The 24,951-nt window shown below is 35.2% G+C and carries 24 protein-coding genes and 1 other RNA gene; 3 read left to right on the top strand and 22 right to left on the bottom strand.

Annotation, left to right across the window (positions count from 1 at the left end; all coding sequences use genetic code 11):
• Positions 1-96: 96 nt before the first annotated feature.
• A complete protein-coding gene (locus ACPWSR_RS12250; RefSeq protein ID WP_426348512.1) occupies positions 97-1,584 on the bottom strand; it encodes a UDP-N-acetylmuramoyl-L-alanyl-D-glutamate--2,6-diaminopimelate ligase in 1,488 nt (495 codons plus the stop codon).
• A gap of 337 nt (positions 1,585-1,921) precedes the next feature.
• On the opposite strand from ACPWSR_RS12250, the gene ACPWSR_RS12245 reads away from it, so the two are divergent.
• The gene (locus ACPWSR_RS12245) at positions 1,922-2,473 is read left to right on the top strand and encodes a YqaA family protein (RefSeq protein WP_426348511.1); all 552 of its coding nucleotides are present in this window, start codon (positions 1,922-1,924) and stop codon (positions 2,471-2,473) included.
• A gap of 45 nt (positions 2,474-2,518) precedes the next feature.
• Here ACPWSR_RS12245 and ACPWSR_RS12240 read toward each other — a convergent pair whose 3' ends face one another.
• The 11 genes from ACPWSR_RS12240 to trhA form a co-directional block, all read right to left on the bottom strand.
• Complete coding sequence (locus tag ACPWSR_RS12240; protein ID WP_426348510.1) at positions 2,519-3,868, bottom strand: hypothetical protein; 1,350 nt, start codon at positions 3,866-3,868, stop codon at positions 2,519-2,521.
• Between the two features lie 4 nt (positions 3,869-3,872).
• The gene (gene scfB / locus ACPWSR_RS12235; protein ID WP_426348509.1) at positions 3,873-5,267 is read right to left on the bottom strand and encodes a thioether cross-link-forming SCIFF peptide maturase; all 1,395 of its coding nucleotides are present in this window, start codon (positions 5,265-5,267) and stop codon (positions 3,873-3,875) included.
• 79 nt (positions 5,268-5,346) lie between these two features.
• A complete protein-coding gene (gene scfA, locus ACPWSR_RS12230) occupies positions 5,347-5,493 on the bottom strand; it encodes a six-cysteine ranthipeptide SCIFF (protein ID WP_426348508.1) in 147 nt (48 codons plus the stop codon).
• A gap of 134 nt (positions 5,494-5,627) precedes the next feature.
• Positions 5,628-6,323 (bottom strand): flavodoxin family protein, encoded by a 696-nt coding sequence (locus ACPWSR_RS12225; RefSeq protein ID WP_426348507.1) that lies wholly within the window; start codon positions 6,321-6,323, stop codon positions 5,628-5,630.
• Positions 6,324-6,581: 258 nt separating this feature from the next.
• Complete coding sequence (locus tag ACPWSR_RS12220) at positions 6,582-7,127, bottom strand: hypothetical protein (protein ID WP_426348506.1); 546 nt, start codon at positions 7,125-7,127, stop codon at positions 6,582-6,584.
• Between the two features lie 13 nt (positions 7,128-7,140).
• Entirely contained in the window at positions 7,141-8,097 is a 957-nt protein-coding gene (locus ACPWSR_RS12215; protein WP_426348505.1) for an ABC transporter substrate-binding protein, read from the bottom strand.
• Between the two features lie 29 nt (positions 8,098-8,126).
• Positions 8,127-8,843, bottom strand: coding sequence for an ABC transporter ATP-binding protein (locus ACPWSR_RS12210; RefSeq protein WP_426348504.1), 717 nt, complete (start codon positions 8,841-8,843; stop codon positions 8,127-8,129).
• Entirely contained in the window at positions 8,830-9,594 is a 765-nt protein-coding gene (locus tag ACPWSR_RS12205; protein ID WP_426348503.1) for an ABC transporter permease, read from the bottom strand. The genes ACPWSR_RS12210 and ACPWSR_RS12205 overlap by 14 nt, the downstream gene beginning before the upstream one ends.
• Positions 9,581-10,216, bottom strand: coding sequence for a hypothetical protein (locus ACPWSR_RS12200; RefSeq protein WP_426348502.1), 636 nt, complete (start codon positions 10,214-10,216; stop codon positions 9,581-9,583). Before ACPWSR_RS12200 ends, ACPWSR_RS12205 begins: the two co-directional genes overlap by 14 nt.
• Positions 10,217-10,489: 273 nt before the next feature.
• Positions 10,490-11,473 carry a diaminopimelate dehydrogenase gene (locus ACPWSR_RS12195; protein ID WP_426348501.1) on the bottom strand — a complete coding sequence of 328 codons (984 nt, stop codon included), beginning with the start codon at positions 11,471-11,473 and terminating at the stop codon, positions 10,490-10,492.
• A gap of 140 nt (positions 11,474-11,613) precedes the next feature.
• Positions 11,614-12,306, bottom strand: a complete 693-nt coding sequence (trhA, locus tag ACPWSR_RS12190; protein WP_426348500.1) for a PAQR family membrane homeostasis protein TrhA — start codon at positions 12,304-12,306, stop codon at positions 11,614-11,616.
• 214 nt (positions 12,307-12,520) lie between these two features.
• Here trhA and ACPWSR_RS12185 point away from each other — a divergent pair, with 214 nt between their 5' ends.
• A complete protein-coding gene (locus tag ACPWSR_RS12185) occupies positions 12,521-13,042 on the top strand; it encodes a DUF1836 domain-containing protein (protein WP_426348499.1) in 522 nt (173 codons plus the stop codon).
• An 80-nt stretch (positions 13,043-13,122) separates the two neighbouring features.
• Positions 13,123-13,638 (top strand): DUF3592 domain-containing protein, encoded by a 516-nt coding sequence (locus ACPWSR_RS12180; protein WP_426348498.1) that lies wholly within the window; start codon positions 13,123-13,125, stop codon positions 13,636-13,638.
• 53 nt (positions 13,639-13,691) lie between these two features.
• Here the strand turns inward: ACPWSR_RS12180 and ACPWSR_RS12175 are convergent, their stop codons facing one another.
• The 10 genes from ACPWSR_RS12175 to ssrA form a co-directional block, all read right to left on the bottom strand.
• Positions 13,692-16,211, bottom strand: a complete 2,520-nt coding sequence (locus tag ACPWSR_RS12175; protein WP_426348497.1) for a BspA family leucine-rich repeat surface protein — start codon at positions 16,209-16,211, stop codon at positions 13,692-13,694.
• Between the two features lie 460 nt (positions 16,212-16,671).
• The gene (locus ACPWSR_RS12170) at positions 16,672-18,666 is read right to left on the bottom strand and encodes a phospholipase D-like domain-containing protein (RefSeq protein ID WP_426348496.1); all 1,995 of its coding nucleotides are present in this window, start codon (positions 18,664-18,666) and stop codon (positions 16,672-16,674) included.
• Between the two features lie 170 nt (positions 18,667-18,836).
• Positions 18,837-19,064 carry a hypothetical protein gene (locus ACPWSR_RS12165; RefSeq protein WP_426348495.1) on the bottom strand — a complete coding sequence of 76 codons (228 nt, stop codon included), beginning with the start codon at positions 19,062-19,064 and terminating at the stop codon, positions 18,837-18,839.
• A 186-nt stretch (positions 19,065-19,250) separates the two neighbouring features.
• On the bottom strand, positions 19,251-19,652 hold the full coding sequence (locus tag ACPWSR_RS12160; protein ID WP_426348494.1) for an arsenate reductase ArsC: 402 nt from the start codon (positions 19,650-19,652) through the stop codon (positions 19,251-19,253).
• Positions 19,653-19,678: 26 nt separating this feature from the next.
• Positions 19,679-21,424, bottom strand: a complete 1,746-nt coding sequence (arsA, locus tag ACPWSR_RS12155; RefSeq protein ID WP_426348493.1) for an arsenical pump-driving ATPase — start codon at positions 21,422-21,424, stop codon at positions 19,679-19,681.
• 43 nt (positions 21,425-21,467) lie between these two features.
• Positions 21,468-21,824, bottom strand: coding sequence for an arsenite efflux transporter metallochaperone ArsD (gene arsD / locus ACPWSR_RS12150; protein ID WP_426348492.1), 357 nt, complete (start codon positions 21,822-21,824; stop codon positions 21,468-21,470).
• Between the two features lie 263 nt (positions 21,825-22,087).
• Positions 22,088-22,582 carry an arsinothricin resistance N-acetyltransferase ArsN1 family A gene (locus tag ACPWSR_RS12145; protein WP_426348491.1) on the bottom strand — a complete coding sequence of 165 codons (495 nt, stop codon included), beginning with the start codon at positions 22,580-22,582 and terminating at the stop codon, positions 22,088-22,090.
• Positions 22,583-22,587: 5 nt separating this feature from the next.
• Positions 22,588-23,028 carry a MarR family winged helix-turn-helix transcriptional regulator gene (locus ACPWSR_RS12140; RefSeq protein ID WP_426348490.1) on the bottom strand — a complete coding sequence of 147 codons (441 nt, stop codon included), beginning with the start codon at positions 23,026-23,028 and terminating at the stop codon, positions 22,588-22,590.
• A 338-nt stretch (positions 23,029-23,366) separates the two neighbouring features.
• Entirely contained in the window at positions 23,367-23,912 is a 546-nt protein-coding gene (locus ACPWSR_RS12135) for a TIGR01440 family protein (protein WP_426348489.1), read from the bottom strand.
• A 514-nt stretch (positions 23,913-24,426) separates the two neighbouring features.
• Positions 24,427-24,782, bottom strand: a transfer-messenger RNA (tmRNA) gene (gene ssrA / locus ACPWSR_RS12130).
• Between the last annotated feature and the right edge of the window lie 169 nt (positions 24,783-24,951).

Genomic DNA, 24,951 nt, shown 5'->3' with positions numbered 1-24,951 from the left:
AAACCCATAATTTACCTATAACTATATTTTACCATTTTTAAAATAAAAAGAAATAAACCCATCAAATTTTGATGAGTCTATCATAAAAAATCTAATTTAACTGAAATTATTGTAGCTTGCAGTAGCTGATATTTCCTTTAGCACATTATCTATTATTTCTCTCTCATTAAAGGTCATAACATTATTTCCGATAATCTGCCGGCGCTCATGACCCTTACCGGTGATTATTATTGTATCCCTGTCGACACTATGTAAAATTGCATGTCTTATGGCTTCTGCCCTATCAAGGATTTCAATATAAGATTCACTGCCATTTATGAAGCCCCGCTTAATATCATCAATAATTTTTTCCGGATCTTCAGATCGGCAGTTATCTGTTGTAAGTACACACAAGTCGCAATACTGCTCTGCAATTTTTCCCATAACACTTCTCTTAGTGCGATCTCTTTCTCCAACACAGCCAAATACTATAATTTTTCTACCTTCATAAAATTTATTAATTGTTTCTAACACCTTTTCAAAGCCATCGGGGGTATGAGCATAATCGATAATAATATTGATATTCCTATTTGTTGGTACCAGTTCAAATCTTCCCGGTACTCTCGTAACTGCTTCCAATCCTTCTTTTATATATTTAATGTCTATTCCTAAAGCATAACAGGAGGCTGCTGCTGCCAGACCATTATATATGTTATAGATTCCTGGAAGGTTTATTTTTATATTTATATTTTGATCAGGAGTATTGAAAGTAAACTCACTAAAGCTCTCATAAAGAGCAATATTATCAGCGTTTATATCTGCTAATCTATTAATGCCATAGGTCAAGAGACGCGCTCCATTATCTTTTATTTCTTTAGCCAGTCTAGCTCCATAAGAATCATCAATATTTATAACATTAAAATCCTTGGTTTTATAAAATAGCTGTTTCTTTGTATTATAGTAATTTTCCATATTACCATGAAAATCCAGATGCTCATGAGTTAAATTTGTAAACACTCCTACATTAAAGCTGCAGTAATCTACTCTAGATAGCGCTATAGCATGAGAGGATACCTCCATTACACAAGCATCAACCTTTTCCTTTACCATATTCCTAAACATGCCATGGAGCTCTAAGGACTCGGGAGTTGTGTAGGAAGAGCTGCGGTGTCTTCCATTAATTATCGTTTCTATGGTGCCTATCAATGAAGTGTTTAGCTTGCAGGCATCTAAAATTGCTTTTACAAAATAGGTGGTGGTAGTTTTGCCATTGGTTCCAGTTATCCCAATAAGCTCTAGCTCCTTAGAAGGCTCATCATAAAAAATAGAGGATAAGTAGCTCAGTGCTTTTCTCGTATCCACAACTTTAATAACAGTTATTCCTTCAGGAGCTATAATATTCCTGCTGGTTACAAGAGCCTTAGCTCCCTTTGAAATAGCAGCCTTTATATACTCATTGCCATCCATCTTAAATCCATCTATTGCTACAAATATATAATTATCCTTAACCTCATTGGAGTTGTAAGCTATACCACTTATATTTATCTGAAGACTCCCTTTTATCTCTATAGTATCAAGCTGTGCTATCATATTTATAAGCTTCATTTATACTGTCTCCTTTCCTCATATAAAATCATCCCCTTCCATCTATATCTGCTATTGATTTCAAAAAACCGTTCTTAAGTATAAAAATCTAAGCTTTATAGCTATTAGTTTTCCTCTTTTTAGGACTAAATATTATTGTCTATTAAATTATTGCCTTATTTTGTATTTTTTATTTAATCTTTGGATAATTTCTGTCATAGATTTGATAGAGCCATCTTGTCTTAAATCAAAACTTATGATACTCTAAAGCAAATTAAAAATCCCTGCAGCTATGAATTACCATAACAGGCAGAGATTATTTTTTATTGATATTATTAATTTGATAAAGGATGCTATTATGGATAACTTGATTAAGCTACTTGTGGAATATGGAATGTTTGGAATTATGCTAGTTGCCTTTGCAGAAGCTATTTTTCTACCTCTCCCCATGGAGGTAGTTTCTATTCCTATATATTTATTAAGGCCTGAAAATGCTTTCTTCTATTCAGTAGTTCTTATAGCCTTTTCAATCCTCGGCTCTATTGCTGGTTATTATCTAGGAAAAGCATTTGGAAAGCCCTTATTAAACAAGTTCATTTCAGAAGGAAATTTTAATAGGATTAAAGAGCTATACAGCAGAAATTCATTTTTGGCTATATTGACTTCATCCTTTACACCCATTCCTTATGAAGCCTACGTGCTCTCGGCCGGGGTATTTAATATTGGCTTTAAAAAATTCATTTTAGCCTCAATTATCAGCAGAGCTATAAGGCATTTACCTCAGGGAATTCTTATAACCATATATGGCGACACCATATTAACTCACCTTAAAAGCTATACTTTGGTTGTTTGCTTAGTTATTTTTTCGGCACTTATACTAATAAAGAAATTATTAAAAAGACAGCCTTAATAATAGAAGCCTCTATAAGTAACGATTTATAGAGGCTTCTATTATTTATAATTTATCATTAGCTTTCACAACATCCAAATATTTAATTCCATAGTATTGGAATAGGTTTATAATATGCTCATCTATGAGCTCTCCTGGTACTGCAATAGGAATTGCCGGTGGACAGGATACCGTGGGGACTCTACAGATCCTGCCAGTAGCTTCTCTAGCTAATATACTCTCCGGCTCCGCAAACATTGCAGCTCTAATAGACATCGCCTGTTTCGTCTCTACCACAGGAAGTTCTTTTTTCTCCACATATGGATGATTGTTTTCTCCCATCCCTAGTAAAAGCTTGTTCAAATCTTCTTCTGTATTTTCTGGAGTAATCATAAATACTATATAATCTGGATCTGCATACTCACATTCCACCTGATGCTCTCTCAAGCGGTCCGTGAGAATATCACTAGATATCCCCATTGGTATCTCGATGGCAATGCGCAGTGGATCGCTTTCTTTTACCTTCCAGTGGGACTTTCTTAAAGCACTACGACAAGCTTCTATATTATTTATAGTTTCCTTCAATCTTAAGCAATAGCTCTCTGACAAATACTTATTGCATAAATCAAGAGATGCCATAATCACATAAGATGGGCTTGTAGAACCAAATAGCTCCATGGCATGCTTCGCCTGCTCCCTAAATAAAACTGGTGCATTTTTACTTATATGAAGGTAAGCCCCACCAGTTAATACAGGCAATGTCTTGTGAGCTGAATCACAGCAGATATCTGCCCCTAAAGCCAGAGGATGCTGTGATGGCTCTAAAAAATTAAGATAAGCCCCATGAGCATTATCCACAGCCAGGATGGTTCCATTTCTATGACAGACCTCAGCAAGGGCACTAATTTCAGCTCTTCCTCCAAGGTAATCTGGACTTGTAACATAAACCCCAGCTACAGAAGCCTGATTTTTCTTCAAAACCATCTCTAGCTTCTCGGGAGAAATATGGCAGCTACAAATAGAGTCTGAGCTTCCTTCTGGCCAAAGCCAAATCACTTCAAAATCTAATAAGGCTGCTGCGTATATGAAAGCTTTGTGGACGTTTCTTGCTGCTACAATAGCTGGCCTTATATCTTTTTTCCTCCGAAGCAGGGTCAAATAAAGCATGGCACGAATACACTGACTTGAGCCTTCTGTAGAATATATGGTACGTCCTGAGTTAAATAACTCCGTGGCATTCCTTTCACTTTCAGCAATAATACCCTCTGCCTGATACAAGGAATCTCCACCATATATCTCCGTGATATCCAAGGCTTCACAGCCAAGAAATACTTTTCCCTTGTGTCCTGGCATATGAAAACGTCTGGTATCGCTGTGGCTGTAGGCTCTTACAAAATCTACTATGGGTGTGTTCATAGTATTATACTCCTCCTTCAGCTTCTGCCGCCTTTAGCATGATTGCACATTCTATCCTTTTCTTAAATAATTCACAGCCAGGCTCATAAATTCCTCGGATGCTACCACTAGCATGATAAGCATTTGCTGCACAGCCACCAGAGCAATATAATTTTGCCCAGCACTCTTTACACTCATTTCTAGAATATGCATTACAGCTGCGAAAATCTTCCCTCAAGGGATCATTGGTTACACCCTTCCATATATCACCGAGCTTATATTTCTCTTCCCCTACAAACTGATGGCAGGGATATAAATCCCCCCAGGGGGTAACAGCCATATATTCCGTTCCGGAACCGCAGCCAGAAATTCTCTTATACACACAGGGTCCCTCAGTGAGATCGATCATATAGTGATAAAAGGTAAAGGGCTTCCCTGCTTTTTTACGCTCAAGCATTTCTATAGCAAGTATCTCATACTGTTCCTTTACTATTTCTAAATCCGCTTTAGTCAAAGCTGCTGGGTCCTCTGGTGCACTAACTACTGGCTCCATGCTTAATTCTGTAAAACCCTGGTCTGCCATATGAAATACATCCTTTGTAAAGTCAGGATTTGCATGAGTGAAAGTTCCCCTCATATAGTAGCCCTTTCCTCCTCTAGACTCTACCATTTTTTTAAACCTTGGAAGTATCCTGTCATAGCTTCCATTTCCAGAGTAATCTACACGGGTCAGGTCATGAATCTCTTTTCTTCCATCTAGACTTAAGACCACATTGCTCATCTCACGATTTGCAAAATCAATGACCTCATCATCAATGAGCATCCCATTAGTGGTTAATGTAAAGCGAAAATTCTTATTATATAGCTTTTCCTGAGCTCTGGCATATTCCACTAGATCTTTTACAACCTGCCAGTTCATCAAGGGCTCTCCTCCAAAGAAATCCACTTCCAGATTTCTTCTACTCCCTGAATTCTCAATGAGAAAATCAAGGGCACGTTTACCAACCTCAAGACTCATAAGAGCACGGTCTCCATGGTACTTTCCCTGGCTTGCAAAGCAATAGGAGCAGTTAAGATTGCAACTATGAGCAACATGAAGGCATAGAGCCTTTATTACATTACCTGAACGCTCCTTAAAGGTTCCTGCAGCCTCTTCAAAGGTATCCTCAGAATATAGCCTACCTGTCTCAACTAAAGCCTTCACATCCTTAATACAAAGGTGAAGCTCCTCCTCAGTAACATCATCTCTGTCTGAGTATTTCAACAGGAGCTCAGAGGCAATTTCCTCTGCTTCTTTTTCTTTGTACATAGCTATAATGTCATAGGCCACCTCATCAACTACGTGAATTGACCCGGAGCAAGTATCTAAAACAATGTTATACCCATTTAATTTATACTGATGAACCATATTCCTTACCATCCCCCAACTTATAAAAATCTCATTTATCGTGAAAAATGCTGCCCTAATACGGCAGCATTTTTATAACTCATAAAGCAAATTATTCTTCTGTCTTTTCACACACTTGATTTGCTACACCGCAGCTTGTTTTGCATGCAGACTGGCAAGAAGTTTGGCATTCACCACAACCACCATTTTTTGCGCTTTCACACAGGTTACGTGTTTCTAAGGTTTTAATTCTTTTCATAAACACAGCTCCATTTTCATATTAATCTATACAAACTACGGTGTATTATACCATATATTAGAAATATAGTCAATTTACATAACAATACCTTAATAGTATTGTTGTTTTTTTATCATAGATTATATCGATTCATATCAACTCTTAATCCAGCCTTTCTTTATATAGTGAGCATTATCTAGGCTAGGTTCAATTTCTGATTTTAAAACCATTTTGTGCTGGAATTTCGCCATAGTAAAAAGAAGCCATACCTTAAGACTCATATGCTTTCGAGGCTTTACAGCCGAAACCTTTGTAGCTAGCTTAAGCATTTTATTCTCAAGCATTTTCCGGTGCTTTGGAGTCATCTTTTCAACAAAGATATCACCCATCATACCAGCTCCACAGGTATAAATCTTTGAAAGCCCCATCCATTGTAGGCTCGTCTTAACATCCTTTTGAGCAGAACCGTTAGGTGCCCCTACGCTGTTAGTGATAATCACAGCCGTTTTCTTAAAAATCTCAGTCTCGGGACGATGCACTGTCCAATGTACCGCCATGTGGTCAAGGAGAGATTTTATCGATGCTGGAGCACGAAGAACATATACAGGATAAGCAAAAACCAGAAGATCTGCCTGCATAATTGAACTCCAAATAGGATTCATAAGATTAGCATGAGGACAGTTTTCCTCGCCACGAATAAAACAATTCTTGCACCCAATACAAAAGGGAGGAATATCCTTGGGATAAAACTCTGTAACTTCATTTCCCCCAGATAAATAACTTAAAAACTCTTCTTTCATAAGATAAGTGACGCCTTTTACTGGTGTGCCGTTAATAACTGTTATTTTCATAGCACATTGCCTCCACTATAATTAATGATAAAATCAACATATTATTCTTTTAATCCAATTTAATACTCTATTCTTCGTTAGATTATGAAACTAATTTACAAATATAATTATATCACTGTAACAAAGCATATTTTATACACTTTACAATGTTTTCCAAAATAATTATAGCAACAAAAAAACACCGAGAAAAAGTATCTCTACCTTTCTCGATGTCTTTGCTTTGTAATACCTATACTATGCTTACTACTGTCTAATCCCTTATTCCATTATCACAAACATATCTTCTGGTCTAGATGCCATAATTGCATTAGCTAATTCTTTTCTAAGGGATAAAAGCTTATCCATATCCTCTTCCTTCATAGGAACATTTTCTGCTTTGCACTTATGGGATAGCTTAGAATACCTTATGAATTCCTCAGGTATTATACCTTCTTTAAGATACAATTTAATTAGCTTATCCTCATAGCCTATTTCGAAATAATATCTTCCACCGCCAGGAGCTATCTGTCCCAGCTTGTCATCGGAATACTCAAGGTCTGTTCTTAATTGTCCATGAGTCTTTACACGCATAACCATTTCTGCTGCGTCTATTATGCCCCTGCCATTCTGTCCTATTCCAGTATAAAAACTGAATTTACCTCTCTCCGGCACTTCACTGCAAAGCTTGGGAAAGGTCATAAGCATTATTTTGAAGGCTAAGGCAGCTCCACCTATCATCTGCTTTCCATGATATTTTAATATATCCTCATAGGTTATCTCTATGATATCATCATTATCTTTTACTACAACTTTTTCCTGTATCATTTATATTCACCTACTATTTTATAAAAAGGTCAGCAGTGTTAATTTCTTCTTCTATCATTCCAGTTTTGTACATGAAATCAGCTACATTCTGGAAGGCTTTGCGATCTTCTTCAGTAGTTTCTACGCTGAAGTCATACTGCTTGTACATTTCTTCTACTGCTGCTTTATCTAAATCAAGCTCCTTAGCTACTATCTCCATAGCTTCATCATGGTTTTCATTGATGTACTTAACTATGTCTTCTTGAGCTTTTACAAAGGACTCTAGTAATTCCTTATGTTCATTATAAAAATCTTCTCTCACTGCAACAGCTATTACAGCATCTGTTAAGCCTTTTCCATTAGTAACAAGGTTGTAGCCCTGCTCCTTTGCCTTATAAGCAGTAGGTCCTGCAACTAATGCTGCATCAATACTCTTTCCATCTAAGGCTGCTTTTGCATCAGGGATAGCCATATTTACATAGTTAACATCCTCTAAGGTCATTCCTGCTTTTTCAAGGTATGCTACTAACAACTGATGAAGGTTAGTTCCAACTGGTCCTGCTATGGTTTTACCTCTTAAATCCTCTGCTGACTTTATGTTCTCGTCATGAGAATATAGACAGAAGGCTTCTGGTGATCTGCTGTACATGTTTAATATCTTTATATCAGCACCGTTTGCTGCTGCTGAAACTACAGAAGTACCTCCTACAGCATATAATATATCTACATCTCCTGAAGCTAAGGCTTGAGTTTGATCCGCTCCTGAAGTAATTTCAGCATATTCAATAGCTAAGCCTAGCTCCTCAGCAAAGATATTATTATTTTTTTGTATTATGCTTGGAACATTTAAAGGAGAGGTTACATGGGTTATTACAAGCTTATCTAGACTAGCTTCCTTTTCTTCTGTTCCGCATCCTACAATAGATACCGCTAACACTCCAGCAGCAAGTACTGCTGTTAATCTCTTTATTAATGACTTATTTATTTTCATTATTTTATCCTCCGTTATTTTGTTTATATTTAATTGATAACTTTTAAATCATCAATTATCTGCTTTTTTAATTTAACAAATTTATCATCTAATAAATCTCTAGCACCGCTTTTCTCTTGAATTTCATATTGAGATTTAACAATTCCTTTTTCTAAGATTACAATTTTATCTCCAAGGATAAGAGCCTCATCTATACTGTGAGTTACAAATAAGATTGAGCATTTTAATTTTTCGTGGATTTTTATAAGCTCCTTCTGCATCTGCTCTCTAGTAAAGAAGTCCAATGCCGAAAAGGGTTCGTCCATCATTATAAAGTCTGGTGCATAAGCAAAGGCTCTTGCTATGGATACCCTCTGCTTCATACCTCCAGATAGCTGACTGGGATATGCACTACAGAATTTTTCAAGGCCTACAGTTTCAATAATCTCATCTACTTTACTGTGATCTATGGCTTTATTATGTAATCCAAAGGTGATGTTCTTTTTAACATTTAGCCAGGACATTAATCTATCCTCCTGAAAAACATAAGCCTTTCTCTTGGAACTAGCTCCTAAGATCTCACCCTGTTCAAATTCCTCTAAGCCTGATACAAGTCTTAAAAGGGTAGTTTTCCCACAGCCACTTCTTCCTAAAATCACTGTAATTTTATTTTCTGGTATATTTAAGTTAATTCCATCAAGAACTCTTATGCTTTCTTTGTCTACTGTATAGAATTTACCTACATTAATAAGCTTAATCCCATCCATTTTTCTCTGATCCTTTCAAAGCTTTATCGATTATAAGAGCAAATAATCTATCCGTTAGATAACCAACTACACCTATTACTAAAATTCCCACTATAACCTTATCGGTTCTAGACATCTGTTGTGCAAATAAAATCATGTGGCCAAGACCCGTGGAGGCGGCAATCATTTCTGCGCTTATTATTGCTCTCCAGCTGTAACCTAGTCCAATTCTCATTCCAACCAGTATATCTGACATAGCATAAGGAAGCCTTATCTTAAAAAAGCTCATTCTTTTAGAATAGCCGTAGATTTCGCCCACCTCTAAGAGTTTTTTATCGCAGCTTATAAAGCCCTTTACTGTGTTTAAGTATATGGGGAAGAAGGAGGTTAAAACTATTATTCCTATCTTTGTAGCTTCTCCAATACCGAACCATAAAATTAAAAGTGATATTAAGCTTAGGGGTGGTACATTTTTTAAAAACTGAACTATATTTTCATAGTAATCACTGCATTTAGGAAAAATAACCCTGATCATGGCTAAGAGGAAAGCTATTAAGGTTGCCAGGCCAAACCCCTTTAAAACTCTTATATAGCTTATATAAATATCTTCAAAAATCTCTCCTGATTTAAGCATTTTCAAGAAGCTATCAAATACCTTTGAGGGTGAAGGCAAAACATAAGAGCTAACTACCCCAAGGTCGCTAACTATAGTCCATATCAAAAGAATAATTAAAATAGATATGGATGTTTTTATAGCCTTACTTTTTTTCATTTATCAATAACACTCCGTCTCCATTGTTACATCCATTTTTACAATAAAGCATCTCAGTTAAATCACTGCCCTTATAAAGTTTATTTTCAAAATGCTCCTTTATAGCCTCTTCTCCAGAAATACTGGTGATCTTAGCCTCTAATCCATTAAAATAGCCTGGAGGAATAGGGCTTGCTTCTAGGGATTTCGCCTGAATTTTTTCCTGAGAATTTAAAGCCTTTAAGAAATCCTTCCAGCTTATAAATACTGTATCCTTTAATTTCTTTTTATTTCCATAGGAAGCTAAGCTTTCACAGGGGGTGGTAATTACTTTTTTCTTTCCCTTTAAATCCTCTCTGTTTGCAATTTCTATACCACAATGGATGAGTATAGGATCAATTTCAGGAATAATAGCCTCTTCCTTATTCACGTATTTACTAGCTGTATCTATCGCCAATGGGCATCTTCTATCTAAAAGAGGTTTCCCCGCTAATTTAAGAGCCTCTGTATACTTTTCTTTCACTATCTTATGCCAATCATTTTCTACTTCTATCCTGGTATAGCCATTGTTTAATAACAAAGCATCAAGCTCTTCCTTCACATACATATTAGCTACCACAGGATTTATAAAAATATATTCCACTGCTGTCTTCCTTTCATCATGTCCTATATTTTAATTCCGGATAATAGTATATAACACCACTAATCGATAATCAATATCAATTTTTGACAATATTTTTATCTAAATTAACTGCTATTTAAGATAATTCTACATAATTCAACTATAAAAACAAAAGGACCAGCAATATAGCTAGTCCTAATATGTTTCCCTTCACCCATTACATCCTACTATAAGGAATAAATAGTATGTATTATTAATGATTATGTATTCTACTGTAGCTTCAGTCTAAAGATATCATAGTATTTGCTTCCTGAGCTCTTCTGCTGAAGCAGGATGCAAATAAACAGGAGCAATGTCCATTACTGTTTTACATCCACTTATTCTCTCCATGTTAAGTCTGTAGGCTGCTCTTGCATAAGCTATGAGAACACTGGCGGTAAATTCTGGATTTGAATCAAGCTGTAGTTTAAACTCCATAAGGTGACTGTTCTTTTTATCATATCCTGTAGTGCCACATCTAAAAACTACTCCACCATGGGGTATTCCACTATGATCCCTGAGAAGCTCCTCTTTACTTATAAAATGAACCGTTGTATCATAATCTGCAAAATAATTTGGCATTGTCTTTATAGTCTCTTCTATTAGATTCTTATCAGCATTTTCCTCTGCTACCACATAACATTCTCTCAGATGCTTCTCACCGGTAGAAAGAGATGGATTTTCACCATTTCTCACTTTCTTAAGAGCATCCTCCACAGGGATTGTGTACTGACGTGCATCCACAACCCCAGCTATTCTTCTAATTGCATCAGAATGTCCCTGACTTACGCCCTTACCCCAGAAGGTGTAATCATTACCATCAGGTAATATAGCTTGACCTAGTAATCTATTAAGTGAAAACAATCCTGGATCCCACCCCACAGAAATAATACCAACCTTTCCACCTTCTTTGGCTGCCCTATCAACAGCTTCAAAATGCTTAGATATATTAGCATGAGTATCATAGCTATCAACTACATTAAAGTATTTTGCCAGTTCTGGAGTTTGCTCTGGCAGATCATTTGCACTACCTCCACAAAGAATCATTACATCAATCTGAGATTTCATATTTTGTGCCTTGGACATAGGATATACAGGGACATTTGTGTATGCTTCTATAGTAGATGGTTCTCTTCTCGTAAATATCCCTACAAGCTCCATATCCTCATTTATTGCTGCTGCCAGTTCTACTCCTCGCCCTAAATTACCATAACCAGCGATTCCAATTCTAATTTTCACACCATCACCCTTTTCAATATTTTGAATCTTAACTAAATTATATTATAGTATATTTTTTTGAATAATAAACAGATAATTTAGTTAATTTTATTCATAAAAATGCAATTTATTAAGGATTCAGGCGACTTTTGACATATTTTTTACATTACTGCAAGATATTCATACATCATAATAAAATGACATAAGCTGCCACCCATAACAAACAAGTGAAATATCTCATGGGAGCCGAAATGACGAAACCTTTTATTAAACAAAGGGAGCTTTAATGCGTAAATTATACCACCGATTGAATAAATAACCCCTCCAGCCAGCAGCCATAGAAAAGCTTCTGTTGGCAGCTTCTGAATTAATTCAGGGAAAGCCAATAAGCAAACCCATCCCATTCCTATATATATCACGGAGGAAAACCATTTAGGGCAGGTAATCCAGAAGCCCTTTAGAATAATACCTGCTAAAGCTATTGACCAAACTAAAATCAGCAGAAGCCTTCCAGTTTTACCGCCTATTCCAATAAGACAAACTGGGGTATAAGAGCCTGCAATAAGGATAAAAATCATCATATGATCAATTTTTCTTAGAAGCTTGTTAATCTGTTCTGACACATCAAAGGTGTGATAAGTAGTACTAGCCCCATACAGTAAAATCATACTGAGCATAAATATGCTAAAGCTTATTAAGGACATATTGCTAGCACCTAGAGCTAAGCTGTGAATTAACAAAAGAGGGGTACCCAAAACTGCTGCTATAAAAGCAATAAAATGTGTCAGTGCACTCCCCGGATCCTTAACCTCAAAGCTTCTAGTTTTTTTATCCACCTCATAAATCTTACTCATATATTTTCCTCCTATCAAAGCTATATTTAAAGAAAAGAATTTCTCAATATCTTATTATCGGTTTTTGAAAAACCTATATAATAATATAGTATAAGTTTTTAAATAACCTGTCAAGAATTATTATATACCTTTAGTTGAGCTTTTGTTGACTTTAACATTTGATATGTATAAAATTATAGGAAGAAAAGATTTATAAAGAAAGGTAAATAGCCCTATGAAGAAAAGAATGGAAGAAAAGCTTGAAGCCTCCATAGAGGATTTTCGATTACCTAGATATGATGAAATTCCTAATGTAGGCCTTTATTTAGAGCAGACAACAAAATACATAGGAGAATATTTAGAGCCTCTCCAGGATATAAGCATAACTAGCTCTATGATAAGCAATTATGTTAAAAAGAAGCTCATTTCTAATCCTATTAAAAAGCAGTATTACAGAGAGCAAATAGCATATTTAATATTCATAGCCATTGCAAAGACAGTTTTATCCCTAGAGCATATTGGCCTTCTGTTAGAAAAGCAAAAGGCTACTTATGAAAGCAAGGTAGCTTATAACTATTTCTGTTCAGAATTTGAAAGCATAATACAGCAGATATTCGGCTTTAAAGCTGCTGAAGATAACAAAGAGCTTAAAGATTCTGAAGAAAAAATACTCCTTAGAAACATCATTATAACCATTGCACATAAGATACATCTGGACAATTATTTTAACAACCTGATCATAGACAGAGACCAGTAGCCTCCAGAAATTTTTATATAAAAAATATAAAATATACCATTTCTGTGATAAAATAAATGAAAGAAAGGTGGTATATTTTTATGAAAATCAATTTATTATTCTTTATAATATTTTTTGTCGTAGGATTAATCTTATTATTAATTTCATTAATATTTAAATATAAAGACAGTACTACCATAAAAAGCTGCAATAAAGCTGTAAAAGGAAAAGTGGTTAAGTATACTACCTGGAACAATAATGGCGTAAGCTTTCCCATAGTAGAATATGTAGTTAACAATGTCAGCTATACTCAACGATTAAAATATGGCTGGATATATAGCAAATCATCCTCGCTAAAAAATGTTAATACAGACATTAATAATAATGTTGAAGATACTAATTTAAGGATTAGCAGAAACGCTCACATAGCCACTAACCCGTTAATGGATAAATTTCCTATTGGCAGTGAATTAGATGTTTACTATAATCCAGAAAATCCGAAAAAAAGCTATGTTTTAAGATTTGTTAAAAGTCCGATGATTAAAATATTATTATTAACAGCAGTAATATTTATTATTGTAGCCTTCATCGGATTAGCATTTTTACCAAGTAATTAAGCAAAAGGTCTCAGGAGCCTTAATAAGTTAAGACTTCTGAGACCTTTTATATTTTATTTCTTTTTCTTTTTGCTAGTTAAAAGCATACCTAACACGGATGTTACCCCTAGGCCAAGGTATCCTAATACCCCTGCATCGCCTGTGCTTGGGTTTACATTAGCCTCTGGTACTACTATACTTCCATCTGGATTTTCAGAATCCCCTTCTGGAAGTACTGCGTCTTCCTCAGGAGTTTCTTCTTCTCCTCCTGGTGTTGATGTATCACCACCTGGACTTCCTGCACTTCCTCCTGGTGTTGATGTATCTCCACCTGGATTTCCTGCATCTCCTCCTGGTGTTGATGTATCTCCACCTGGATTTCCTTCATCTCCTCCTGGCGTTGATGTATCTCCACCTGGATTTCCTTCATCTCCTCCTGGCGTTGATGTATCTCCACCTGGATTTCCTGCATCTCCACCTGGCGTTGATGTATCTCCACCTAGGTTTCCTGCATCTCCTCCTGGTGTTGATGTATCTCCATCTGGGTTTCCTGTGCTTTCAGCTTTCCAGTTAGCATAATAAACCCCGTTTAATTTATCTAAGATAGAAGCATTATTTCTTGTTGTTCCCTTATTAGCTTCCCATGAAACAAATGTGTAGCCTTCTCTTGTAGGCGCTGGTAAGGCGGATATAGCATCAAGTATTTCTTGTTCTAATAGAGACTCATCAAGATAATCAACTACATTGAAGGTATAAGGTGTATAAACTTGGTCACCGTTCTCAAATTCTCCACCATTAGCATCTAGAGTAATAGTTAATGGCAAGCAGGAATCTGCTTCATAATTATAAGCAAGAAGCTTAGGATTCGCTGAAATAACCAATAATTGTTTTTCAGCTACTGATGAATCAGTTTCGGTAATATTTCCCGCTGAATCACCTGTAATATTCTTTTTAAACATATTCTTCATATTATCAGCTGTTACATTATCTAAATTAAAGCTAGATAAATCTAAGATATGAATATTTCCCATTCCTGCAAACATATATGACATATTTGTTACTTGTGATGTATTAAATTTGCTTAAATCTAGGCTCTCTAAAGCACTATCACAAAACATATAGGCCATATTTGTTGCTGCTGAAGCTGTAAATTTGTCACCAAAATTTATGTTCTTTAAGTTCTCGGCGTTATAAAACATTCTTTGCATATCTGTTACTTGTGAAGTGTCGAAGCTGCTTAGGTCTAAATTAGCTACACCACTATTAGAAAACATATAGGACATAACTTCAACTTTTGAAGTATCAAATCCACTTAAATCTAGACTATTTAAAGAGGCGCAATCTTTAAACATATTGTTCATCTTAGTTACTTCAGCGGTATTAAAATTATCACCGAAATATATATCTGTTAAAGAGCTACAGCCTAAAAATAGATTTATCATAGTAGTTACTTTTGATGTGTGGAAGCTGCTTAGGTCCAAGTTTGTTAAAGATCTGCATCCTTTAAACACATTATCCATATTGGTTACTTCTTTGGCATTAAAATTACTTAAATCCAAAGTAGTTAAAGACTCGCAGTCATTAAACATATATCTCATATTCTGAACCTTTGCTGCATTAAACATACTTACATCTAAATCTGTAAAAGATCTGCAGCCATCAAACATATAAGACATATTAGTTACTTGGTCTGTATTAAAGCTACTTAAATCTATGGTTGTTAAGGAGCTGCAGTCTTTAAACATATAAGACATATTTTTCACTTGTTCTGTATTAAAATTATATAAATCCAAACTCTTCATAGAACTACAGCCTCTAAACATACCACTCATAGTGGTTACATTAGAAGTAATAAACTTATCACCAAATTTTATATCTGTTAAATTGCTACATCCTAAAAACATATTAGACATGTAAATTACTTTTGAAGTATCCACTCCACTAAAATTTACACTTTCTAAAGAGGTACAGCCACTAAACATGTGATTCATATTGATTCCTGATGAATAAGAAGTATCTAATCCACTAAAATCTACAGATTTAAGCGCTGTATAATCTTTAAAATTACCTTCTGTTATGTAATCAGCTGCTAATACCTTTTTACCATTCTCTTCTTTAAATGTTATGCTAGTCACTGTAGATTTTATGTCTGATAAACATTCCAACGTTCTCATTTTTACGCTTAAACCATTGATTTCTCCGGGTATAACAATATCGGTAGCTGAGCCATTATATTTATTCAATACTATAAACTGACTAGAACTATATTCGTCGTAATCCCATTTGCTTAAATCAAAGCTACCTACTGTTGATTTTTCAGCGACTTCTTGAACTTCTGCTTCTTGCTCTTGAACACCTGTTTCTTCTTGGATTATTGTTGCTTCTTCTTGACTCTCTGTGGCTTGCTCTTCAATTACTGCTTCTTGCTTAATCGCCTCTGCTTCAACGCTGCTAGTAACTATATTTACTTCAGCATCTAATGTTGCTGCATTGACTAAGGTAGACACATTAGATGTTACTAATGTAATTGTTAATGCAGTAGCAGTTCCAACGTTTTTTAAGCGCTGGTTCTTTTTAAACTTCGCTTTTGTCATTAGCATATCCCCCTAAAAATTATTTACTAAACGAAAAATAAACTGAACTAATAGAAAAATCCATAGGGATATCTCTATGTTAAGCTTGAATCACCACAAAACAAACATAACAGAAATAATATCACTATGGATTATACTAATAATGGGATAACACCACCTATGCTGGTAAAAGAATAAATACAGCAAGTGGTCTTTGGATGCCTCCTCATTTTAAGCTCTGATTAGTGGTAGTTTTACTCATGATAAAATCCTATACATTAAGATATTATTCTATCAATTGAGATTAATTCAATTTATTATTGCAATTTAGCACCGCTTTGTATTCTATAATATAGACAGCTTTTTTGTCAATGTGTGATATTTCCAAAATAACTTAATATTATCATTCTATTATTATTTGATAACAAAAGAACAAAAGACTTCACTAATATATCAAGGAAACAAAAAAGCGTGTTGACTTTTAAAGCAAAAATCTTATCCAAGGATCCATAAGAGCTATAAAGAACCTCTGAATTTTCTTTTTCATTGGAACCTCATCAGCAAGTAACCTATCCATTTCACTTTCATCTAATATAGCTTCCTTAGCCTCCTGCTGATAGGTGCTAAATTTATCCTTTAACTGTTCATTTACTTCTTCGCTATCTATCACTAGCATCATTTCTGTGCTCTGATACACGCTCTTCATATCCATATTAAAAGAACCTACAATTGAGATATCATCATCAATCACAATACTTTTCCCATGGTAAGAAACTCCACCTTCATATTCCAGTACCTCCATACCAGTATCAAGTATATCTGCTTTATTCAATACATAGTCCACAGCTCCAAAAGGATTTCCATTATTTAAAGCTGAATTAGTCATTAAGGTTAATGGAATATCCTTATCAACTATTTCTTTGAAGGTTTGATACATCATGTCATTACATATGATATAAGGTGTATGAATAATAGCCTCCTTACGAGCATTTTCCATAAGCCTGCTTAGACCATAAAATACCCAAGGCTCTTTTGCATAAAGAGTTGTAGGATTAGATAATAAGGTTATATTATTTACAGGAAGAGTTTCTTCAGCATAATCAACCTTCCTAAACCATTCCTCATTCTCTTCCTTCATTTGAGCATATATTTTTTTTAATTCCTTACTAGCTTTTTCAACACTAGGCATCTTAGTAATCAAGCTTCCCTTGTGCCACGATTTGCAATAGTCCATATCCCATATTCCTTCAAAATAATCTATAAGCTGGTATATAGAGCTATCCTTACCTCCAGTATTATATACAAGAACATCTCTATCGATGTTTTTATGGCTATCCTGATCTCCTAAAAAATAATTAAAAGTATTTCTACCACCCAAGATATATAAGCTTTCGTCAACAATCAAATACTTATCATGCATCCTGCTCATCCACTTCCATGGGGTAAGGAGATTCATTGTATTATAAACTCTAATTTCCACATTCTCTTCAGCTACAAGAGCTAAAAAGCAAGGATTCCCTTCCATTTGTATGTAGGAATTAAAGGCATCCACCATTATCTGCACCGAAACACCACGTTCTGCTGCTGCTTTTAAGGCTGCTATAACCTTTTTACCGGAGGAATCGCTGCGAATATCAAAGGTAGATAGAATTATGCTTTTCTTTGCATGCTCTATACCTCGAATTCTTTCAGCTAAGGCTTCTCCATTATCTTCTATTATGGTAGCCCTGTCAGAGGAAGCAGTATTAGAATAGAATTTATCTATGTTAAAATCCTTCTTATAAGTCTCGCTAACCTCTGGCACTTTTAAGTATGGTACCGCAGCACCAATGATAGAATAAAAAATAAATATTAAAACCAAAATTATAAATCTAATGGGTTTCCTTCTCTTTACGGTGCTTTTACCTCTGATAACTGCAATATGAAATAAAAAGTACTTTATAAAGGAAAAGCACATAATTAACAACATAATTATAATCAGTATATTGGCTCTAAGGTATGGAAGCTTAGGAAACAATAATAAAATAAGCATCCCTAAGTCTAAAGCAGCTATACAGATTTTCCCGTGCCACTGTGCTCCATGGACAGCTTTCCCCTTTTTGATCAGATAAATCCCCATAACTGCCATGTACAATTCTTTACATAGAAATACTAGCAAAACATATAGCATCAGTGGATAGCTCAGAAGAAGGATTAATGCTAATGCTCCATGGGTAAGCTTATCTGCTACTGGATCTAGAACCTTACCTAAATCAGTAACCATATTGAACCTTCTTGCAATGATACCATCAAAAAAATCTGTCAGGTAAGAAACGGCAAGGATAAGGAAGGCTATTAGATACTCCCTATTGGTTTCTGCATTTAAATATGCAAACAAAAAAAACGGGATTATCAAAATTCGAAGGTATCCCATAAGATTAGGCAGGTTAAAATATTCTTTTTTAATTATATCTTTAAAAAGTCTCTTGATTTTCATATATAATAATTTCCCTCTGAACTTACTTAAATTACCTATATTTTAATTCTTTGTATAAGTGTATTTGGTAACAATTATCCTGTCAAGAAAAGGTACCCATAAATTAAGAATAAATAGCTCCAAACCTTTGAACAATCAAAAGTTTGGAGCTATTATTAAATAAATCCTGATTATCTACTTAACATTTTAAGCATCAAATAAGTTTTCATCTTATCGACTTCACCTGAAAATACGGCTTTCCCTGATATAAAAGTTATTGGAAGTTTATAACTAGTACTAATAATCTTTCTTTCCTTTGGATATCTACTTAAATCATCCTTATCTATATCAATAAATTCTATATCAAACTTATCATTTACATCCGTATCTTTTAGAAATGTTTTTAGTTCCTTAAACATTTCAATAGTTGTTGGATCCTCACTAGGACCGCAGCTAGTGCCTGGGCCTCACCCACAGGAAGATGAAACTAGTTGATATTTTCGACCAAAGATCTGAATTTTAATCCTTTCTAGCATTATATTACCCTCCATTATAAATTACTCTAAAACTTAGAAGAGAGTATGATACCCTCTTCCTGCTTTTTATTAAACCTCGTTATTTTTTACTCTTTCTATCAAATCTTCTACCTTTTCCTTAATTACATCACGAGTTTTTATATAGTCTTCTACTGGACCTCCCGATGGATCATCTAAGCCCCAATCCTCACTATGGCTATTTGGCAAAAATGGACAAACTACATTACAACCCATAGTAATTAATATATCTACTTCTTCGGGAATATCAGCTAACAATTTTGGAGTATGCCCACTCATATCAACTCCAGCTTCCTCCATTACCATAGCTGCCAGTGGTTTTACTTCATGATAATTTTCCGTACCTGCTGAATATACTTCTAAAACATCACTTCCTAGTTTTTTCGCCCATCCCTCTGCCATTTGTGATCGACATGAGTTGTGAACGCATATAAAAGCTACCTTCTTTTTCATTCAAAAACCTCCATAACCGTAGCAATCTAGTTTAGTAATTCACTTAAATTTTCACCCTTTAAATCCTCAGCTGTCCATTTAATCAAAGCTGCCTTTCCTTCTGCTACCTCAGATATTTTATTTATCCATTGAACCTCATTAGCTGCTTTGGCCTTTAATATCTCATTGGTTGTACTTGTAGCATAGAAGCTTGAGTTAATTATCCACCATTTACTGAATATGCCCGCTCTTTCTAAGTCCTCCTGAAGCCTTTTAGCTTCATAATAAGGAGTAGCTTCAGGTAATGTAATTATTAATACTTCAGTTAATTTATCATCCTTAAGTTTAGGTAATAGATTTTTAACTGATTCTGGTGTATCGCCCTGTGTACGTGCTATTTCCTTATTATAGCTTTGTGTTGATTCAAGTAATAATAGGGTATGACCTGTAGGTGCAGTATCTATTACTACTACTTCATCATTGGAGCGCTCAACAATTTCTGCAAAGGCTCTAAAAACTGCAATTTCCTGAGTGCAAGGACTTCTTAAATCCTCTTCAATATATGCAATATCATCATCACTCATAGTCTCCCTTGCCTTACGGAGTACTTCTTCCTGATATCTTTCTAATTCCTTCTTTTCATCTATATTACTTATAGTAATCCCAAAGCTTTCATCTATAACAAAGCTTAAATGAGCTGCAGGATCTGTGGTAGTTAGATGAACCCTTTTCCCTTTTTTTGCAAGCTCCATGGCTACTGTAGCAGCAATAGTTGTCTTACCTACTCCACCCTTACCCATTGTAAATATTACTTTTTTATCTGAATTGTAAAGGTCATCTACTACTTTGCCTAGGCTTACAGTTTTTTTAATATCTATATTTTCATCTATATATTTAATATCCCCACTGCTAAAAAATGATCTGACATTTTCTATTCCTGCAATATTATAAGGTCTTAAAGGAATTTCAAAGATTTCTAGACTTTTTAAGCCTTCTGGAATATTTCTTAATGTGCCTTGCTGTTTATTGTAGATTTCATTAGATAAATCATCATCATGACTTTGTAGAACTCCATTAACAACTAAAAGCTGATTTTCCACTCCAATCTCTTGAAGTTCAACGGAGGCTCTTTCAGCCTCTATTAGTGCTGATGTATCTGGTCGTGATATTAAGATTAAAGTAGTCTTTTCTCCGTCTGCCAAATTTTCTACTGCATTTTTATAAATATCTTTTTTATCCTCTAGGCCTGAAAGCTGACCTAAACAAGATGCACCGTGAGTACTTTCACTTATGAAATTAGTCCATGCTGATGGTAATTGTAACATCCTTAAGGTATGCCCTGTTGGCGCTGTATCAAATATTATATGGTCATATTCTTCCGCTGCCTTTTTATCAGTGATAAAGCCTGAGAATTCATTGAAGGCAGCTATTTCAACTGTACATGAACCGGATAATTGCTCCTCCATATTCTGTATAACAACATCAGGAAGCTTTCCTCTATATGGTGCTATGACACTTTCTTTATATTCACTAGCTGCAGCTTCAGGTTCAAAATTTGCAACTGTAAGATTAGGTACGTCTTCTATTTTTACTCCCTTATTATTTAATTCAGTGTCAAATACATCCTGAAGGTTTGAAGCAGGATCTGTACTTACAAGCATTATCTTTTTTCCATTATCCGCCAAGGCAACAGCCATAGCACAAGCAGTGGATGTTTTACCAACCCCTCCTTTGCCAGTAAAAAATAAGTATTTAGTTAAATTAATATCGTTTATATGGAAGTTTTTATACATAATACTTCTCCTTTTAGTAGCCGCCCTTAATAATCAGCTGCTTTTATTTTATTTCTATTGTTTTTTTAGCACTTAACTGAGAAATAACATATTCTTTTGGTACCTCAAGAAACTTTATAAATTCTTCATTGGTAGGATATTCTTTAGTCTTAACTACTTCTCCATCTACGATAGTAATAGGGAGTACATCAATACCTTCATCAACTAAAAGCTTATTAACCACCTTATTATCAACAAATATTTTAGGATTATTAGAAAGGTTGTGTCTTTCTACCTTAACACCTTTTTTCTCTAATCTATTCAAGACTGTAGATACTCTCAATAGATTTTTATCAACAGATGGTCCACAAACCCCTGTTGAACAGCACATAGCAGGATCAAAAATAACCATTTTTTTCATTATAAAATCTCCTCATCTTATTATTTTTCACTTTTCTATATATAGATATTCATCTATATATAGATTAATACTTTACCATTACAGTGTCAATATTAGGAATTTATATAAAAAATAATTCTTATTATATAGATAATTATATATGCAATATATTCCTACCACTGCTTTTTGTGATTCTTTGCTTGTATTTAATTAACCATTCACCATAAAAATAAAGATACTAAAGGACTATTATTACTTACTACCTTTAATATCTTCGTTATTATTTATATTAATTTTTCCATAATTGTTATATTTACAAAGCTTCCGTCAAGAATCCCTTGATCTACGTAAGTTCCAACCTCTCTGAAGCCTAGGGCTTTATAAAGTCTTTTACCTGCTTCATTAAACTCAAAGGTACTTAGAACTAACTTATGAAACTCTTGCTCATTTGCAACATCTAGTAAACCTCTAAGCAAAGTACTTCCTAAGCCTTTCCCTCGCATGTCTCTTTCTATATAGATTGAAAGATCACCAACTCCGCTATAACAGCATCTTGAGTTAAATATATTTATAGAAGCCCAGCCTCTTACCATGCTTTCTTGATCCTCTATAACTATAACTTTATAACGCTCTTCCCTAGTAGTAAACCAGCTCTCCATCTCAGTGTCCTCTCTAAGCCTCGTCTCTAGAGTAGCGATCCTGTCCTCAATACCTTGGTTATATATTTTTGTTATATATGGAATATCATGAAGTGTTGCTTCTCTTATTTTATAATTCATATTCATCATCTATATTTATTTTCCTTTGCAGCTTTAATTATTAACTGTAAACTTTCTAATACCTGATCTCTCTTTTCTTCTGGTATAGATGAAAATATACTCTGATAATATTGCTCCATGGTACCTTCAATACTATTGAATATTTTTATCCCTTCATTGGTTAGCTTAATTGCGACATACCTTCTATCATCAGGATGTAGTTCTCTAATAGCTAGGCCTGAATCTACTAGTTTATTAATTGTTCTGCTCATTGTACTTTTATCTAGTCCTAATAGTTCAGCAAGTTCATTTAGAGATATTTCTTTTGCTCTTCCTATCTCAACAATAGCATGACATTGAGATACTGTTGTTCCGCAGCATGTAGCTTCACTTTCCTCTAATAACCCTAAATTTCTAACAAGAACTCTTATTAGTTCTCTTAAATAGTGACTCTCTTTATTTTCCATCCTATCACCTCTGTAATAATTGTATTATAAAACTGTTGTAATATACAACTATTATTTATACAAATATTTCGACATAGTATATCATGCATAAATAAATGCAAGTGGAAAATTAAAAATAAAAAAGCCCCATAACCCCTGACAAATCAGGTTTATGGGACCTTCTAATACTTATTATGGTAGAGGCGACGGTAATGGACCTCTAGTCCTAACACCACTAAAACCGCGAAAATAATTTCATCACAACAGTTTGAATTATTATAATTCCGAATACATTACCTCACCATTTTATGTACTTTTCAAAGGTTTGCTATAGCTTGTACAAAAAATACACAAAATGGTTACTGAAGGTTTTCATCATATACTGCTCTGGAACCTCCGATAAACTTCGGACGGGTACGGGCAGCGATGACCAACGCTTCTCCAACAGAATTGTTTTCAAGCCTTAAAGGAACTGCAACCTTTTTCAGATGCATTCCAATCAGTGTAAAGCCAATGTCAATTCCAGCATCTGCTTTGATTTCCTCCAGGGCTACAGGATCTTTAAAATGTGCATATGCCTGTGTAGCAAAAGAGCCTCCTGCTTTGGGTTTAGGAACAACATTAACAATCTCAGCATTTGGAACAGCTTCACGCTCAATGATGATTGCACGATTAAGATGTTCGCAGCACTGTGCGGCAAGATATATACCATGTTTCTGTGTATATTCGTAGATACCTTCAAAGAGCAGCTTTGCTGTTTCAGGACTTGAATTGCTACCGATTTTGGAACCAATAACTTCACTTGTAGAGCACCCGACAACCATGATTTCCCCGGCTTTTAAACCAGCTTTCTCACCGAATTCCTCAATCATTGCTTTGATTTGTTTAGAAAGATTATCTGACATAACGATGACTCCTTTTTCGATTTCGATTTAATACATTATACTTTTTTTGAGATACACGAGTCAACCTATACAGGGGTTAAAGCTTTATGTAAGACAATAAAAAATCTCCGTGGTGGAGGTGTCGGGAATTGAACTGCAAGATTTAGTGAAGTATTGTATTTCACACAATACGAAGTTAAGTATGTAAGCCATGCCAGGGGGCACTTCACGATGCGAAGCATCTCTTCACGCACGAAGTGCTCTTCAGGTGCTGTCAGGAACACCTAACTGGAAAAAGCAACATGAATTAAACCTGATTTTCAGTGATATATCGCTGACGCGATATGATATACGGCTTAGGCGTATGATATACTTGCTTCGCAAGCATGATATAATATCCGTTCCTTCATTTGCCGAAGGCATATATCATCGCACGAAGTAAGATATCATACTGAAAGTATATCATCCGTTTCGCAAGGAAGGGATATCATTGAAAAAAGCCACTTTTGTCCGTAGACAAAAGTGACTTTTTTCATGGTGGAGGTGACGGGAATTGAACCCGTGTCCGAAGGTAATGCGCCTGAAGCATCTCCGAGTGCAGTTCATGTTTTAACATTCCCTCCAGAGGACGCCCATGAACAGGCTGCCTCCTTTAGTAGCTTCATTTTTTCCGTTCCTTAGTCAAAGCTTTCTAAGGCTCGGTTCCCTACTAATCGACGCCCTATCCCAGGTCGTAGGCCTCCCGGGTAGGACGAACAGCTATATTAAGCTGCTAACGCTAAATTATCTTCTGCGTTTGTGTTTAAGTCCCTAGTTTTTTGAGGCGGGCCCAGAGTTCCCTCCACTCGCTTCCTCAAACACTACCACCCCCGTCGAAACCAAGACACCCCCATATTAGGTTTGTTTGGCAGAAGGGTTAAGCATTCGTGAATCCTATTAAATTGTATCCATAGGGAGTACTCCTAATAGAGCACCTCTATGCGGTAATTATTATGATACACTAATTTCAAGGATAATTCAATAGGATACTTAGCTCAAGGGAGGCAGGATTACCTTCTGA

Source organism: Alloiococcus sp. CFN-8 (genome assembly GCF_049943125.1).
In the GTDB taxonomy this organism is placed as follows: Bacteria; Bacillota; Clostridia; order Clostridiales; family Clostridiaceae; genus JAEXZL01.
Note: the sequence above shows the minus strand (reverse complement) of the source record. Positions and strands in the feature narration are given on the sequence as shown.

Bases quoted from the DNA above. Each gene is read 5' to 3' on its own strand.
- ACPWSR_RS12250 (WP_426348512.1), bottom strand. From the start codon at position 1,584: ATGAAGCTTATAAATATGATAGCACAGCTTGATACTATAGAGATAAAA.
- ACPWSR_RS12245 (WP_426348511.1), top strand. From the start codon at position 1,922: ATGGATAACTTGATTAAGCTACTTGTGGAATATGGAATGTTTGGAATT.
- ACPWSR_RS12240 (WP_426348510.1), bottom strand. From the start codon at position 3,868: ATGAACACACCCATAGTAGATTTTGTAAGAGCCTACAGCCACAGCGAT.
- scfB (WP_426348509.1), bottom strand. From the start codon at position 5,267: ATGGTAAGGAATATGGTTCATCAGTATAAATTAAATGGGTATAACATT.
- scfA (WP_426348508.1), bottom strand. From the start codon at position 5,493: ATGAAAAGAATTAAAACCTTAGAAACACGTAACCTGTGTGAAAGCGCA.
- ACPWSR_RS12225 (WP_426348507.1), bottom strand. From the start codon at position 6,323: ATGAAAATAACAGTTATTAACGGCACACCAGTAAAAGGCGTCACTTAT.
- ACPWSR_RS12220 (WP_426348506.1), bottom strand. From the start codon at position 7,127: ATGATACAGGAAAAAGTTGTAGTAAAAGATAATGATGATATCATAGAG.
- ACPWSR_RS12215 (WP_426348505.1), bottom strand. From the start codon at position 8,097: ATGAAAATAAATAAGTCATTAATAAAGAGATTAACAGCAGTACTTGCT.
- ACPWSR_RS12210 (WP_426348504.1), bottom strand. From the start codon at position 8,843: ATGGATGGGATTAAGCTTATTAATGTAGGTAAATTCTATACAGTAGAC.
- ACPWSR_RS12205 (WP_426348503.1), bottom strand. From the start codon at position 9,594: ATGAAAAAAAGTAAGGCTATAAAAACATCCATATCTATTTTAATTATT.
- trhA (WP_426348500.1), bottom strand. From the start codon at position 12,306: ATGAGTAAGATTTATGAGGTGGATAAAAAAACTAGAAGCTTTGAGGTT.
- ACPWSR_RS12185 (WP_426348499.1), top strand. From the start codon at position 12,521: ATGAAGAAAAGAATGGAAGAAAAGCTTGAAGCCTCCATAGAGGATTTT.
- ACPWSR_RS12180 (WP_426348498.1), top strand. From the start codon at position 13,123: ATGAAAATCAATTTATTATTCTTTATAATATTTTTTGTCGTAGGATTA.
- ACPWSR_RS12175 (WP_426348497.1), bottom strand. From the start codon at position 16,211: ATGACAAAAGCGAAGTTTAAAAAGAACCAGCGCTTAAAAAACGTTGGA.
- ACPWSR_RS12170 (WP_426348496.1), bottom strand. From the start codon at position 18,666: ATGAAAATCAAGAGACTTTTTAAAGATATAATTAAAAAAGAATATTTT.
- ACPWSR_RS12165 (WP_426348495.1), bottom strand. From the start codon at position 19,064: ATGTTTAAGGAACTAAAAACATTTCTAAAAGATACGGATGTAAATGAT.
- ACPWSR_RS12160 (WP_426348494.1), bottom strand. From the start codon at position 19,652: ATGAAAAAGAAGGTAGCTTTTATATGCGTTCACAACTCATGTCGATCA.
- arsA (WP_426348493.1), bottom strand. From the start codon at position 21,424: ATGTATAAAAACTTCCATATAAACGATATTAATTTAACTAAATACTTA.
- arsD (WP_426348492.1), bottom strand. From the start codon at position 21,824: ATGAAAAAAATGGTTATTTTTGATCCTGCTATGTGCTGTTCAACAGGG.
- ACPWSR_RS12145 (WP_426348491.1), bottom strand. From the start codon at position 22,582: ATGAATTATAAAATAAGAGAAGCAACACTTCATGATATTCCATATATA.
- ACPWSR_RS12140 (WP_426348490.1), bottom strand. From the start codon at position 23,028: ATGGAAAATAAAGAGAGTCACTATTTAAGAGAACTAATAAGAGTTCTT.
- ACPWSR_RS12135 (WP_426348489.1), bottom strand. From the start codon at position 23,912: ATGTCAGATAATCTTTCTAAACAAATCAAAGCAATGATTGAGGAATTC.